General features: G+C 45.8%; 14 protein-coding genes and 4 tRNA genes. All 18 read left to right on the forward strand.

Annotated elements, in window-relative coordinates:
- Positions 1-143: 143 nt before the first annotated feature.
- The 18 genes from aspS (at position 144) to BGK61_RS08330 (ending at position 14,264) form a co-directional block, all read left to right on the forward strand.
- Entirely contained in the window at positions 144-1,904 is a 1,761-nt protein-coding gene (gene aspS / locus BGK61_RS08245; RefSeq protein ID WP_014997832.1) for an aspartate--tRNA ligase, read from the forward strand.
- A 3-nt stretch (positions 1,905-1,907) separates the two neighbouring features.
- Positions 1,908-2,348, forward strand: coding sequence for a dihydroneopterin triphosphate diphosphatase (gene nudB / locus BGK61_RS08250; protein WP_014997833.1), 441 nt, complete (start codon positions 1,908-1,910; stop codon positions 2,346-2,348).
- Positions 2,348-2,866, forward strand: coding sequence for a crossover junction endodeoxyribonuclease RuvC (ruvC, locus tag BGK61_RS08255; RefSeq protein WP_014997834.1), 519 nt, complete (start codon positions 2,348-2,350; stop codon positions 2,864-2,866). The genes nudB and ruvC overlap by 1 nt, the downstream gene beginning before the upstream one ends.
- A 36-nt stretch (positions 2,867-2,902) precedes the next feature.
- A complete protein-coding gene (gene ruvA / locus BGK61_RS08260; protein WP_014948863.1) occupies positions 2,903-3,523 on the forward strand; it encodes a Holliday junction branch migration protein RuvA in 621 nt (206 codons plus the stop codon).
- Between the two features lie 68 nt (positions 3,524-3,591).
- Positions 3,592-4,596, forward strand: coding sequence for a Holliday junction branch migration DNA helicase RuvB (ruvB, locus tag BGK61_RS08265; protein WP_014976035.1), 1,005 nt, complete (start codon positions 3,592-3,594; stop codon positions 4,594-4,596).
- Positions 4,597-5,151: 555 nt separating this feature from the next.
- Complete coding sequence (ybgC, locus tag BGK61_RS08270; protein ID WP_014948865.1) at positions 5,152-5,550, forward strand: tol-pal system-associated acyl-CoA thioesterase; 399 nt, start codon at positions 5,152-5,154, stop codon at positions 5,548-5,550.
- The gene (gene tolQ / locus BGK61_RS08275) at positions 5,540-6,229 is read left to right on the forward strand and encodes a protein TolQ (protein WP_014948866.1); all 690 of its coding nucleotides are present in this window, start codon (positions 5,540-5,542) and stop codon (positions 6,227-6,229) included. The genes ybgC and tolQ overlap by 11 nt, the downstream gene beginning before the upstream one ends.
- A 30-nt stretch (positions 6,230-6,259) precedes the next feature.
- On the forward strand, positions 6,260-6,679 hold the full coding sequence (tolR, locus tag BGK61_RS08280; RefSeq protein ID WP_014997836.1) for a protein TolR: 420 nt from the start codon (positions 6,260-6,262) through the stop codon (positions 6,677-6,679).
- Positions 6,680-6,686: 7 nt separating this feature from the next.
- A complete protein-coding gene (gene tolA / locus BGK61_RS08285; protein WP_044556945.1) occupies positions 6,687-7,538 on the forward strand; it encodes a cell envelope integrity protein TolA in 852 nt (283 codons plus the stop codon).
- 4 nt (positions 7,539-7,542) lie between these two features.
- Positions 7,543-8,898 (forward strand): Tol-Pal system beta propeller repeat protein TolB, encoded by a 1,356-nt coding sequence (gene tolB / locus BGK61_RS08290; RefSeq protein ID WP_014997838.1) that lies wholly within the window; start codon positions 7,543-7,545, stop codon positions 8,896-8,898.
- 40 nt (positions 8,899-8,938) lie between these two features.
- A complete protein-coding gene (gene pal / locus BGK61_RS08295) occupies positions 8,939-9,505 on the forward strand; it encodes a peptidoglycan-associated lipoprotein Pal (RefSeq protein ID WP_014948870.1) in 567 nt (188 codons plus the stop codon).
- Positions 9,505-10,299 carry a tol-pal system protein YbgF gene (gene ybgF, locus BGK61_RS08300; protein WP_014997839.1) on the forward strand — a complete coding sequence of 265 codons (795 nt, stop codon included), beginning with the start codon at positions 9,505-9,507 and terminating at the stop codon, positions 10,297-10,299. Before pal ends, ybgF begins: the two co-directional genes overlap by 1 nt.
- A 292-nt stretch (positions 10,300-10,591) precedes the next feature.
- Positions 10,592-10,667: transfer RNA gene (locus tag BGK61_RS08305), tRNA-Lys, on the forward strand.
- Between the two features lie 24 nt (positions 10,668-10,691).
- A tRNA-Lys gene (locus tag BGK61_RS08310) sits at positions 10,692-10,767 on the forward strand.
- A gap of 38 nt (positions 10,768-10,805) precedes the next feature.
- Positions 10,806-10,881, forward strand: a tRNA-Lys gene (locus BGK61_RS08315).
- A gap of 286 nt (positions 10,882-11,167) precedes the next feature.
- Entirely contained in the window at positions 11,168-12,223 is a 1,056-nt protein-coding gene (gene nadA, locus BGK61_RS08320; RefSeq protein ID WP_076011388.1) for a quinolinate synthase NadA, read from the forward strand.
- Positions 12,224-12,345: 122 nt separating this feature from the next.
- Positions 12,346-12,436, forward strand: a tRNA-Ser gene (locus tag BGK61_RS08325).
- 94 nt (positions 12,437-12,530) lie between these two features.
- Positions 12,531-14,264, forward strand: coding sequence for a site-specific integrase (locus BGK61_RS08330; RefSeq protein WP_076011387.1), 1,734 nt, complete (start codon positions 12,531-12,533; stop codon positions 14,262-14,264).
- The last annotated feature ends 74 nt before the right edge of the window (positions 14,265-14,338 follow it).

Consider the following 14,338-nt stretch of genomic DNA (forward strand, 5'->3'; position numbering starts at 1 on the left):
CATTATGCATGTTGTGGGCGGGCCAGCTAATTGGCCAGCAAGTTTACGCGGTTTTTGTCAAAGTCTTAAGCCCAAAAATAAGCGGTTTTGAACGCCAATTCACTGCATGCGAAGCAAGAGAAAAACATCAGGGGTCAAGGACCATGCGCACAGATTACTGTGGGAATATCGATTCATCATACATTGGACAAGAAGTTACCCTTTGCGGGTGGGTTAATAAGCGTCGCGATTTAGGCGGTGTAATTTTCATCGACTTACGCGATCGCGAAGGTATCGTACAAGTGGTGTTCGACCCAGATTTACCAGACGTGCTATCTGTAGCTAACACGTTGCGTAGTGAATTCTGCGTAAAGCTAACGGGTAAAGTACGCGCGCGCCCTGAAGGTCAAGTAAACAAAGACATGCGCACTGGCGAGATTGAGATCCTAGGCACAGGCCTTGAAGTGATCAACAAATCTGACGTGCTTCCACTAGACTGGAACCAAGAAAACTCAGAAGAACAGCGCCTTCGTTACCGTTACCTAGACCTTCGCCGTCCTGTAATGAGCCAGCGCTTACAATTCCGTGCAAAAGTAACCGGTGCTGTACGTCGCTTCCTAGAAGAAGAAGGTTTCCTTGATATTGAAACACCTATTCTTACTAAGGCAACGCCAGAAGGTGCACGTGACTACCTAGTGCCAAGCCGCACGCACAAAGGTGAGTTCTTTGCACTTCCGCAATCGCCACAGCTTTTCAAACAGCTTCTGATGATGTCGGGTATGGACCGTTACTATCAAATCGTTAAGTGCTTTCGCGACGAAGACTTACGTGCCGACCGTCAGCCAGAATTTACCCAAATCGATATTGAGACCACGTTCTTAGATGCCGATGGCGTAATGTCTATTACCGAGCGCATGATTCGTGACTTGTTCAACAAAATGCTAAACGTTGACCTTGGCGACTTCCCGCGCATGACGTATAAAGAAGCCATGACGCGCTTTGGTAGCGATAAGCCAGACCTGCGTAACCCGCTAGAGTTAACCGACGTTGCAGACTTGCTTGCTAACGTTGACTTTAAAGTATTCAGCGGTCCGGCAAACGACCCTAAAGGTCGAGTAGCAGCTATTCGCGTACCAGGTGGGGCGTCACTTTCGCGTAAACAAATTGATGACTACACCAAATTTGTAGGTATTTACGGCGCGAAAGGCCTAGCATGGGTTAAAGTTAACGATGCCGGTGCTGGTCTTGAAGGTCTACAGTCGCCAATTCTTAAATTCCTAACTGAAGACATCACTAACGCCATGCTAGAGCGCACTGGCGCACAAAGTGGCGATATTCTATTGTTTGGTGCAGACAGCTACACTGTGGTAACCGAAGCAATGGGCGCACTACGTCTTAAGCTTGGTGAAGACTTTGAGCTTCTTGAAGGCGACTGGAAACCACTTTGGGTTGTTGATTTCCCAATGTTCGAAGAGTTTGACGGTCAGCTTCACGCTATTCACCACCCGTTTACCGCGCCACGTGGTTTAACGCCAGAAGAGCTTAAAGCCAACCCTGCTGAAGCCTTATCTGACGCTTACGATATGGTATTGAACGGTGTTGAATTAGGCGGTGGTTCTGTACGTATTCACAATGAAGACATGCAGTCTACGGTATTCAACATTCTTGGCATTGACGATGAAGAAGCGAAGAACAAGTTTGGCTTCTTGCTAGACGCATTGCGCTTTGGTGCGCCGCCGCATGCAGGTCTTGCGTTTGGTCTAGATCGCCTAGTAATGCTTATGACTGGCGCAACATCTATTCGTGACGTGATGGCATTCCCTAAAACGACCACAGCGGCATGTCCATTAACATCGGCGCCTAGCCCTGCAAATCCGCAGCAGCTTGAAGAGCTAGCTATTGCAACGGTGAAAAAGCAATCGTAATTTATGGCGTATAAGAAGCCTGAATCTGCACTGGTAGTGTTGTACGACCAACACTACCGAGTGCTGCTTTTGCAACGACAAGATGACCCCACTTTCTGGCAGTCGGTAACAGGCGCATTGGAAGAGGGGGAGTTGCCCTTAGAAACAGCGTATCGTGAAGTGTGTGAAGAAATTGGCATCGATGCTAAAGCACACGGGTTTGTGATTAACGATCACGATAAACAAAACCAATATGAAATTCGTAACCGCTGGTTACACCGTTATCCTCCGGGCACTGTTCATAACACAGAACACGTATTTTCCCTTCAAATAAGCAGCGATTTACCCATTGTTTTGACAGAACACTTGCAGTACGAATGGGTGTCGAAAGACGAAGCGCTCGCGCGCTTATGGTCTCCCTCCAATAAAGAAGCGGTATCTTTGTTTGTACCGAGTGTGCCTTAATGGTTATACTGGGTATAGATCCAGGTTCTCGGATCACAGGCTACGGTTTAATTGCACGCAAGCAAGGTAAACTGGTGTATGTAGCAAGCGGATGCATTCGCGTTGGAACGGCAGATTTGCCTTCTCGCCTTGCAAATATTTTTACCGGTGTTGGCGATATTATTCGTCAATATAAACCCGACCAGTTTGCTATTGAGCAAGTATTTATGGCGAAAAACCCTGATTCAGCGCTGAAGCTTGGTCAAGCCAGAGGCGCCGCCATTGTGGCAGCCACCCAAGCGCAACTTCCTGTTGCTGAATACAGCGCAAGGCAAATTAAGCAGTCGGTAGTTGGTAAAGGTGGTGCAGATAAAACGCAAGTTCAGCACATGGTAAAACACCTGCTGAATTTAAGCGGCACGCCACAGGCCGATGCTGCCGATGCATTAGCCGTTGCCTTGTGTCATGCACACACCGAACAGGGCCTGATAAACATGGCAGGGCAAGCCCGAAAAACCGTTCGTGGTCGTTTGCGCTAAAACTGCCTAAAGCTCACGCTTTTACAGAGATAATTCATGATTGGACGAATTCGCGGTACGTTGGCTGAGAAACAGCCTCCAGAAATTCTTGTAGATGTAGCCGGTGTTGGCTACGAAATTCACATGCCTATGACCAGTTTCTACCAGCTTCCCGCGGTGGGTGAAGAAGTCGTGGTGTACACACACTTTGTGGTTCGTGAAGACGCCCAATTGCTGTTTGGTTTTGCTGATAAAATGGAAAGAGGGCTTTTCCGCGAATTGATCAAAGCTAATGGCGTAGGTCCGAAATTAGGCCTTGCTATTTTATCTGGTATGTCGGCAAGCCAGTTTTTGGCAAGCGTACAAAACGAAGATGTTTCTGCGCTCGTCAGCTTACCGGGTATAGGTAAGAAAACCGCAGAACGCTTAGTGGTAGAACTTAAAGACAGATTGGCTAAGTTTGGCAAAGCGCAGAGTATAGCTGTGCCTCCCCCAAGTGGCGATTTGTTATCCACCAACACTATTGTTGCTGTAAACGACGCCCGGGAAGAAGCGCAAAGCGCGCTTATTGCACTAGGCTATAAACCTGCTCAAGCGAGCAAGCTAGTCGACAGCGTATACAAAGAGGGCATGGAAAGCGAAGCCCTTATTCGCGAATCATTAAAAGCGGCCATATAATGGCACTCAACGAAGACAGCGGTTCTTAGTCTGCCTGTCTTCACGTTACCGTTTAAAGTAGAACTATCATGATTGAAGCCGACAGACTGATTACGCCTGAAGCCAGTACCGAAGACGAGGTCATCGACCGCGCCATTCGCCCTAAAATGCTGGAAGACTATACGGGGCAGCCTCACGTATGTGAGCAGATGGAAATTTTTATTCAAGCTGCGCGAAATCGTGACGATGCGCTAGACCATCTACTTATATTTGGTCCGCCAGGGCTCGGTAAAACCACGCTTGCAAATATCGTGGCGAACGAAATGGGCGTGAATATTAAAACCACGTCAGGCCCCGTGCTTGAGAAAGCTGGGGACTTGGCTGCACTTCTTACCAACCTTGAGCGCAACGATGTATTGTTCATCGATGAAATACATCGCCTAAGCCCAGTAGTAGAAGAAATTCTCTATCCTGCCATGGAAGACTACCAGCTTGATATTATGATAGGCGAGGGGCCTGCAGCCCGTTCTATTAAACTGGATCTCCCTCCGTTTACTCTTGTGGGCGCAACCACGCGCGCAGGCTCGCTAACGTCTCCATTACGCGATCGTTTCGGTATTGTTCAACGCCTTGAGTTTTACAACGTAAAAGATCTCACCAGCATTGTGGCAAGGAGCGCGAGCTATCTGAATTTAGACATGAACGATGAAGGTGCGCAAGAAGTGGCTCGCCGTTCGCGTGGCACGCCGCGTATTGCTAATCGTTTGTTACGCCGTGTTCGAGACTACGCAGAAATTAAAGCAGACGGTACGGTGGGGGCCGATACGGCAGCGAAGGCACTGGATATGCTGGACGTAGATAAAGAAGGTTTCGATTACATGGATCGTAAATTGCTTACTGCTATTATCGAAAAGTTTGATGGTGGGCCAGTAGGCTTAGACAATTTGGCAGCAGCCATTGGTGAAGAGAAAGAAACAATTGAAGATGTAATTGAACCGTTTCTTATTCAGCAGGGCTTTTTACAGCGCACGCCTCGAGGCCGTATTGTGTCGCAGCGCGCTTATCTTCATTTTGGCTTCGCTCCGTCTGAATAATTTACTGCCTACATTGTAAAAGAGTAAAGATTCGTTTTTAAGGCCTGGCTGGAAAGCTGGGCTTTTTTTGGTGGGGCTGTCCCCAATCGAATTCACGTGAATTAACGTCTAGGCAGGGAAGTACTGCTTTAAACGTATGAGTTGGTTATTACTGCGCTGTTGTAAACTTTAACTATTAAAGACACGCGCTAAATTTTTGGCAAAAAAAAGCCCGCTCAGTGAGCGGGCTAAAACAACAAGTGTTGAAGGAAATAAATCCAGGGAACTCATGTCTAACAGGAGGATAACTCTTGCATGACCGTGCTTAGCACCATCACGCTCTGTACGACTGATGCTGTGCATTATAGGGAGTGCCGAAAAAACTACAATTGAGTAAAATTGTTGTTTTGGATTAGAATAACTAATGTGTTAACTAGGTGTTTAATATTGGTTTACTTTTGATTAAATGTTAGCTTTGGTGGGGGTTGTAGAGAGGTTTTGCTCTGCACTTTATCGCGCTAATTAGTTAGTTTATCTTCAGTTTGGATTATTAATTTTTTTGGTAAAGGAATAGTTATGCATTTACATCAGGTAAGAGTGTATTACGAAGATACCGACGCAGGCGGTATCGTCTATTATGCGAATTACCTAAAGTTTATGGAGCGAGCCCGTACAGAGTGGCTTCGCGAGCTAGGCTTTGAACAAGATACACTGATGGAACAATCCATCGCTTTCGTCGTCAAACACGTTGAAATGCATAACTATGCGCCTGCGCGGTTTAATCAACTGTTGAGTATTGAGACTCGCGTTGTAGAATTGAAAGGCGCTAGTATGACGTTTCAACAAATTATTAAAAATGAACAAGGCGTTACATTGGTATCGGGAGATATCAAGGTTGCCTGCGTCGATTTGGCAGTTATGAAGCCAAAAAGATTACCACGTACTTTGTTAGGGGAAATTTCGCGTGTCATCTGATCTCACTTTTATTGGCTTGTTTTTACAAGCGAGTTTTATTGTTCAACTAGTTATGCTCTTGTTATTAAGCGTGTCGATAGCCTCGTGGACATTTATTTTCCAACGCAGCAAGGCCTTGTCGGCGGCACGCAACGAAATGCGTCAGTTTGAAGATAAGTTCTGGTCAGGCGCTGACCTTAACCGTCTTTATCAAGAGCTTTCAGCTAGAACTAACCTTACTGGTATGGGCAGCATCTTTTGCTCAGGCTTTAAAGAGTTTGTTCGTCTGCGCAAATCTAACACCGCTACCAACGGTATCGTCGACGGTACATACCGTGCTATGCGCGTTTCTATGTCTCGTCAAGTTGAAGAATTAGAAAGTCGTTTACCCTTTTTAGCAACAGCAGGCTCAATCAGTCCTTACATTGGCCTATTCGGTACTGTGTGGGGGATCATGAACGCCTTCATCGCACTAGGTGAAGTGCAACAAGCCACCCTTGCGATGGTAGCGCCCGGTATTGCAGAAGCACTAATTGCAACTGCTATCGGCCTATTTGCTGCCATCCCAGCCGTAATTGCATACAACCGCTTCAGCCATCAGGTTGAGAAGCTAGAAAATAGCTATGGCAACTTCATGGAAGAGTTCTCTGCAATCCTTCATCGCCAAGCCGTTGCTGCGCAAGCACAACAACAAGCCTAAGCGTTTACATTCCAAAACGGAGGACTTGTTATGTATGTAAGAAAACGCCGCAGGCCGGTATCTGAGATAAACGTAGTGCCCTACATCGACGTAATGCTGGTGCTACTTATTATCTTTATGGTAACGGCGCCGCTTATTTCTCAAGGGGTGAAAGTGGATTTGCCTAAAGCAAGTGCAAACCCAATAGAGCAGGAAGATACACCACCGATCATTGCATCGGTAGATGTTAAGGGGCGCTATTTTCTGAACGTAGGAGAAGACCAGGAATCGCCTATTAGTAAAGAAGAGCTTGGCGCTATTGTAAAAGCACAGTTGACCAAAGAGCCCAATACACCCGTAGTGGTAAAAGGCGATGGACAAGTAGCGTATAACGAAGTGATACAGCTAATGGTGTTATTACAACAGGCGGGTGTGCCTTCGGTAGGGTTAATGACGGATCCGGTTGAGTAATATAGATATGTCGAAACCCGAAGTGTCGAGAAGCACGTCACGCGCAAACAGTGATACGAAGACTAAACAGGCCAGTAGTTTAAGCCCAGAACAAATAGGCTTATTTAAATCTATTGGCTTGCATCTTTTTATCGCTGCGCTGTTGCTAATTAGCGTCAGTTTCTCTCCTGATCCTTTGCCGAGTTTGCCGTCGAATGCACCAGTAATTGAAGCGACGTTTATTGATGCACAAGCGATAGCAGATCAAAAAAGGGAGCAGGCACAAGCTGAAGCTCAAGCGAGGGCTGAGGAACAAGAAAGGCAAAGAGAAGCCCAAGCGGCGGCAGAGAAAAAACGTCAGCAACAGCTTGCGGCCAAGCGTGCTAAAGAGAAGCGTGAAGCTGAGGCCGCTGAAGCTAAACGTCAAAAAGACTTGGAGCGCCTAGCTGCGCAAAAGGAACAGGAACGTAAGGAGCGTGAAGCAAAAGCGAAAGCTGAAGCCGAGCGTAAGAAAAAAGAAGCGGCTGAGCGCGCCGAGATGGAAAGGATCATGCAAGAGCAGCTAGCGAAAGAACAAGCTGCTCAGCAAGAACGTAGGCGTAAACAGGTACTTACTGAAGTTGAGCGCTACACCGCGCTTATTCAGCAAACCATTAAGCGCAACTTATATTCGGACGACAGTTACCAAGGTAAAACATGTCGCTTGAATATTCGATTAGCGACGACGGGCTTTGTAACGAGTATTCGCGTGCTAGGCGGAAACGACGCGCTTTGCAGAGCAGCTGAAAGCGCAGTTCGAAGAGCCGAGAAGTTACCGGTTTCTGACGCGCCAGACGTTTACGAGCAGTTAAAAGACATTACTTTAAAAGTGGAATTATAGTGGTATGAAAAAACTAGGTTTATGGATAGCGCTTATTACGATGGCATTCAGTGCCAAAGTGTTTGCATCCTTAGAAATTGTGATTACCGAGGGCGTTGACAGTGCTCGCCCCATCGGTGTTGTGCCATTTAAATGGAAAGGGCAAGGCAGCATGCCTGGCGATATTTCTAAAGTGGTGATGGCAGACTTAATGCGAAGCGGTAAGTTTAACCCGGTATCTGTCGACAAAATGCCACAGTACCCTGAGACAGTTGAGCAAGTCTCTTTCACCGCATGGGCAACCTTAGGCGTTGATACGGTTTTAGTTGGTAGTATCGAGCCGCAAGGGGGAGAGCGCTACCTTGTATCCTATGAGTTGATTGATGTGCTTAAGGGACAGGTTGACAATGGTCAGTCCAAAGTACTGAAAGACGGGAATCTTGTGTCGAGCAACGATCATGTTCTTGCTGCCCGTCAGGCGGTAATTAACGGTCGAGATTTTCGCCAGTATGCGCATCGAATTAGCGACATTGTGTATGAAAAATTGACCGGTGTTCGCGGTGCGTTCTTAACTAAAATTGCTTATGTCATTGTTCGCGACCGCGATACGGTTGAAAAGCCTTATCAATTAGTGATTGCCGACTACGACGGCGAGAACGAAACGCGCCTGTTGTCTTCTCCTGAGCCACTTATGTCGCCAGTGTGGTCGCCCGATGGCGAGAAGTTGGCCTATGTAAGCTTTGAAAATCGCAGACCGCAAATATTCATTCAGAATATCTATACCAGTGAGCGTACGCGCATTACTGATTTCCCTGGAATAAATAGTAGCCCTGTGTTTTCACCAGATGGCAAGCAACTTGCAATGGTTTTATCGAAAGATGGAAACCCTGAACTCTATGTGATGGACTTAGCGACAAAAAATCTTCGCCGAGTAACACGAAATAGAGCGATTGATACGGAGCCTTCATGGCTACCAGACGGCAGTGGTTTAATATTTAGCTCGGAACGGGGTGGTAAACCCCAGATATATAGCGTAAATTTAAATTCTGGGAAAGTAAGGCGAGTTACCTTTGTAGGTGAACAAAACCTTGGCGGTACAATTTCCCCAGACGGCAAGCAAATGATTATGGTTAACCAAACTAATGGGAACTATCATATTGCGAAGCAGTCTTTGGATGGAGGCTCACCTCAAGTACTGACACGGACGTACTTGGATGAGTCACCAAGCGTAGCGCCGAACGGAAGCATGATTATATACAGCACCCTTCATGAGGGAACCCAAGTGTTGTCGTTGGTTTCTCTAGATGGGCGTTTTAAAGCTAGGTTACCAGCAGCCAATGGGCAAGTTAAATCGCCAAGTTGGTCACCATTTTTGTTCTAACAATTTAAAGACTAAACAATAAAATTTAAGGATTAGTAGGATGCAAATGAATAAAGTGATGAAGAGCTTCATTATCGCATTGCCAGTAGTGACAATGATGGCATGTTCTTCAGGCCCTAGCGAAGAAGAATTGGCAGCAGAGCGTAACCGTCTTGCGCAAGAACAAGCGGCCGCAGAAGCAGAAGCGCGTGAAGCGGAAGCACAACGCGTTAAAGCAGAAGCTGCACAGCGCATGAAGCGTCAAGAAGAAATGGTTCAGCAAGAAATGGAAGCGCTGAAAAACGAACAAACGGTTTACTTTGACTTTGACCGCTCAAGCATCAAGCCAGAGTTCCAGCGTATTCTAGACAAGCACGCGGCGTTCTTGGTTAAAAACCCAAGCACCAAAGTGACAATTGAAGGTCACACTGATAGCCGTGGCACCCCAGAGTACAACATTGCTCTTGGTGAGCGTCGTGCACAGTCTGTTGAAACTTACCTACTTAATGCTGGCGTAAGCAGCAGCCAAGTAACAGTAGTTTCATACGGTGAAGAAAAACCAGCAGTGATGGGTTCTACTGAGTATGCATTTGCTCAAAACCGTCGCGGAGTGGTTGTTTACCGCTAATGACTTTTCTAACGAATAAGACATTAAAATTGGGCGTCACATTATGTGGCGCCCTTGCTGTTTCTGCCGCATTCGCACAAGCGCCTGTGGTTGACGCCAACGGCGGCAGTGAATTAGAGCAGCGCATTGTAGTGCTTGAGCGAATTGTTAAAAGTCGAACTGAAATGCAGCACAGGTTGCAAACTCAGTTAGATAACATGCAAATGGAAGTTGATCAGCTACGCGGTGCGGTTGAAGTCAATACCAACGAACTTCAAAAAGTACTTGAGCGCCAACGTGAGCTCTATCTTGAAATAGATAAACGCGTGGAAGCACTTAAACAAAGTGGAGCGCTACAGGGTAGTGCCATGCCTAGTGCGGGTGTTAGTTCGGGCTCTGTGAGCTCTCCAGCGCCAGCTACAACACCGTCAGCCCCTCAGGCTGGAGAAGATGAAGCCTACGAAAATGCGGTGAATCTGATCCTTAAATCTCGTGAGTACGATAAAGCCATTCCTGCGTTTCAATCGTTCATTTCGCGCTTTCCTAACAGTGGCTATGCACCAAATGCGCATTACTGGCTAGGGCAACTGTTGTTCAATAAGCAACAGTGGAGTGAAGCAAGTGAGCAATTCAATATTGTAGCTAATCGCTTTACCGATTCAACAAAGCGTCCAGATGCCTTACTAAAATTAGGTGTTATCGCTGAGCGAACCGGAGACAGCGCGACAGCACGACAGCTGTTCCAGCAAGTTGTAAATGATTACCCTGATTCTTCGGCAAAACGCCTTGCGGAATCTCGATTAAATGACTTGTAATAAACAAAGCCTCTTTTAAAGAGGCTTTTTTATGAGTTAAAGAAAATTTTTTTTCAAAAATTTCCATTCAGACTGCATAAAACTTCTGCACCAAATCTTACTGTGTTTCGTAGAAAAACGACTAAACTCAATTAGCACTGGTATAAATACCCAGCGATTTGTTTTCATTTTGACCGTTTAGTCGTAATTTAGCAGAAAAATGAAAATAAAAGGACGTTATGGGTTGCGTCGAATAAAAATCTGAGTATTATATGCCGCCGTTGCCAAGACACAGGCAACAACAGGAAAGAAAGGGTCGTTAGCTCAGTTGGTAGAGCAGTTGACTTTTAATCAATTGGTCGCTGGTTCGAATCCAGCACGACCCACCACTTTCTCTCCTAGCATCAAATGATGGGTCGTTAGCTCAGTTGGTAGAGCAGTTGACTTTTAATCAATTGGTCGCTGGTTCGAATCCAGCACGACCCACCATCATTTGAATTGCTAAACTTATCTGTGTGTCACTTGATGGGTCGTTAGCTCAGTTGGTAGAGCAGTTGACTTTTAATCAATTGGTCGCTGGTTCGAATCCAGCACGACCCACCATCAAGTCTTTACCTCGCACTCTGCACCACAAACATATATCTTTAAAAATATTTTCCCAGCGTCGATTACAGCAGCGCTCAAAGCAAATTTTAAAACTGAACACTATTTGGGTTTTAAAAGGTTACTCATCTCAATTGCACTTTGATCTGGTTTATCTAACCCCATGTAGTAGAACAGTTAAGCACAACTACGACTATTTAATTACGCTTATGTTGATTAGGTAGTGTGTAATTTTTATGACAGTTGGGTATAATCCGCACCCTTGTCGCAACAGAGATGTAGGTTAATGTCAGTAGCATTTCGAGTGGATCAGGTAGAGTACCCGTTCCCAGCAAAACCACAGCCATTATCAGAAGCACGTAAAGCTGAGTTAAAGGCTGAGATCAAAGCTTTACTTAAGGCCCGTAACGCTGTGCTTGTCGCACACTATTACACCGACCATGAAATTCAAGCGTTAGCTGAAGAAACCGGCGGCTGTGTAGCAGACTCATTAGAAATGGCGCGATTTGGTAGAGATGCTCAAGAGCAGACCTTAATTGTTGCAGGCGTTCGCTTTATGGGCGAAACCGCAAAAATTCTTAGCCCAGAAAAAACCGTGCTAATGCCAACGCTTGAAGCAACGTGTTCACTTGATATTGGCTGCCCGGTAAAAGAGTTCAGCGATTTCTGTGACCAACACCCCGACCATACTGTAGTGGTTTACGCAAATACATCTGCAGCGGTAAAAGCGCGCGCTGACTGGGTAGTGACGTCGAGCATCGCGCTTGAAATCGTTGAGCACTTAGACAGCCAAGGCAAGAAAATCATTTGGGGCCCCGACAGACACTTAGGCTCTTACATTGCCAAGCAAACGGGTGCCGACATGCTAATGTGGCAGGGCGAGTGTATCGTTCACGACGAGTTCTCTGCGCAGAAGCTAGCAGACATGAAAGCACTGTATCCAAATGCCGCGATACTGGTTCACCCTGAATCACCCGCGAGCGTGGTTGAAATGGCAGATGCAGTTGGCTCAACCAGTCAATTGATAAAAGCCTCGCAAACCATGGATAACGACACCTTTATTGTTGCTACCGATAAGGGCATCTTTTACAAGATGCAACAACTTACTCCAGAGAAGACGTTTATAGAGGCTCCAACGGGCGGTAACGGCGCTACGTGTAAAAGCTGTGCTCACTGCCCTTGGATGGCAATGAACGGCTTAGAAGCGATTAAGGCGTCTTTAACGGGCGAAACTGATGGTCACGAAATCTTTGTTGATGATGAGTTGCGTAAAGGTGCACTTATTCCACTTGATCGCATGCTTAACTTCTCAGCCGAGCTAAAAGCGAAAGGCGGGCTATAAGCGCACGTTTTATAAGCACTTGCTGAATATTTTCCAGCAAGTTCTTGATTAAGCGCGCGGCTTTACCTACTATACGCGCGCTCAAGGGTTTTCGTAGTTAAAAACTTCTTGATACAAAAATTGGAGAGATGGCTGAGTGGCTGAAGGCGCACGCCTGGAAAGTGTGTATACGTTTATAGCGTATCGAGGGTTCGAATCCCTCTCTCTCCGCCAAATACCTACAGGCCCCTAATTCTCTAGGGGCTTTGTTCTTAAAGGCCTGCAGAGATCCTAGTGTAACCATCAACTTGTACAAAGTGGTGGTAAAATGAGTAGAATGGCTACACCTCACAAAGACCCTAAATCAGGGGTTTATTACTTCAGAATGGCTGTGCCAAAAGACCTAGTTCCTATCATAGGTAAAACAGCATTCAAAACATCCCTAAAGACCAAAAGCTTAAATGAAGCTAAACAGATATTCCCTAGCTATCTCGAAGAAGCTCACAGAGAAATAGAGCTAGCAAAACTTAAACTAAGTGATGAGCCTTCTGTAAAGCTCACAGTAAGGGATTGTGTCATTCTAGCTGAGCGCTGGTACATACGTGTAAGAGACCGTATGGAGGCTAGTGGAGACTTCACAGAGATACTTGTTCGTGATGCACAATGGTGTGGTGGTGAGTATCAATTTCATGAGTTTGGCTTGTCTGACACGTTGCCAATTTCTGGCTCTGAGATTGTGAGAGCTACGGAAAGCCAGCTAAGAGAGTTGGCTGAGGACTTGAGGAAGCATATAGAGAGTCAGCTTGATATAGAGGGAATAGCTGTCCCTTTTAGCAGTGCTAACTTTATTCAGCTTGGAAGGGCTTTTTATCCGTATGTAATTAGACTCGAATCCCTGTGTAGAGCGAGATACAAGGATGACTGGACCTACCAGCCTCTTAACTGTGAACTTGCAGACAAAGAGCTCTCTGTTCGCAGTGAAGTTAAAGCAGCTCCACTAATGTTAAATACTCAGTCTATCACCAGTGTTAAGACGCAAGCGATTTCAGCCGTTCTAGAAGACTTCATTGTTGTTGAGAAAGCAAAGGTCAATGCTAAAAGTGCAAGGTCTAAAACCTTGGACGAGACGAAATCAAGAATCTCAAAACTGATATCATTCTTGGGAGACCATGATGTTGCTAAGTTTAAGCGTAGCGATATCGTACAGCTGCGAGACATACTTTGTTTAATTCCTAAAACAAGTGACAAAGCTTTACTAGCTAAGCCCGTAGCAGAGCAGATTCGCATTTGTGAAGAAAAGAAAATGGACCGTTATGCTGCCAATACTGTAATTAAAGACCTCAAACTCCTGTCCAGAGTGTTCAGTCATGCTATTGATAGAGGCTATATAGAGACTAATCCTGTGAATGGAGTCACGGTAAAAAGCGCTGCAGATAAGTCTCAAGTTAAAGCTGCTAAAGGCTATACAGAAGGCGATATTCAGTTAATTTTTAAAGATGAAGTTTTCCATGTAGAAGACGCTCCAAAAATCTATGACATGGCGTGTTACTGGATTCCTTTAATCTGCAGATACACTGGCGCTCGTATCAATGAGATTGCACAGTTACGCAAGGTAGACGTGTGTAAATCTGAGAGTGGCATTGATTATTTATACATTAGGCAAGGTGAAGAACAAAACGTCAAAACAGTAAGTTCAGTTCGTGAAATTCCCATTCCTGAACACATAAAAGAGCTAGGCTTCTTGGATTATGTCGCATCGACCACTGAATGGTTGTTCCCAAAACTTCCTACAAATATGTACGGTGATAAAGGCCTTAAAATTGGCCAATGGTGGGGAAAGCGAGTAAGAAGCAAAAACATTGCTATAGCTCAGCCCTCACATGCTTTTCGTCACTCCTTCAAGACTCAGATGAGAGGTCTCTTTATTGAGGATAGTGTCAGTGACGCTATTACAGGTCATGCCGCTACAACAGAGGGTGGAAGGTATGGCACTGTTACACTTGAAGTTAAGAAGGTCGCAATAGACAAATTACCAAGACTAGATCTTCAACGTATCTGGTAGGTACAGGGGGGAGGGGGCGAGGTAATCACTCTATTAGCGATTGCATCGTCTCGTTACTGGTTAAAAAAACGTCG

This window comes from Alteromonas abrolhosensis, assembly GCF_001953635.1.
Taxonomy (GTDB): Bacteria; Pseudomonadota; Gammaproteobacteria; order Enterobacterales; family Alteromonadaceae; genus Alteromonas; species Alteromonas abrolhosensis.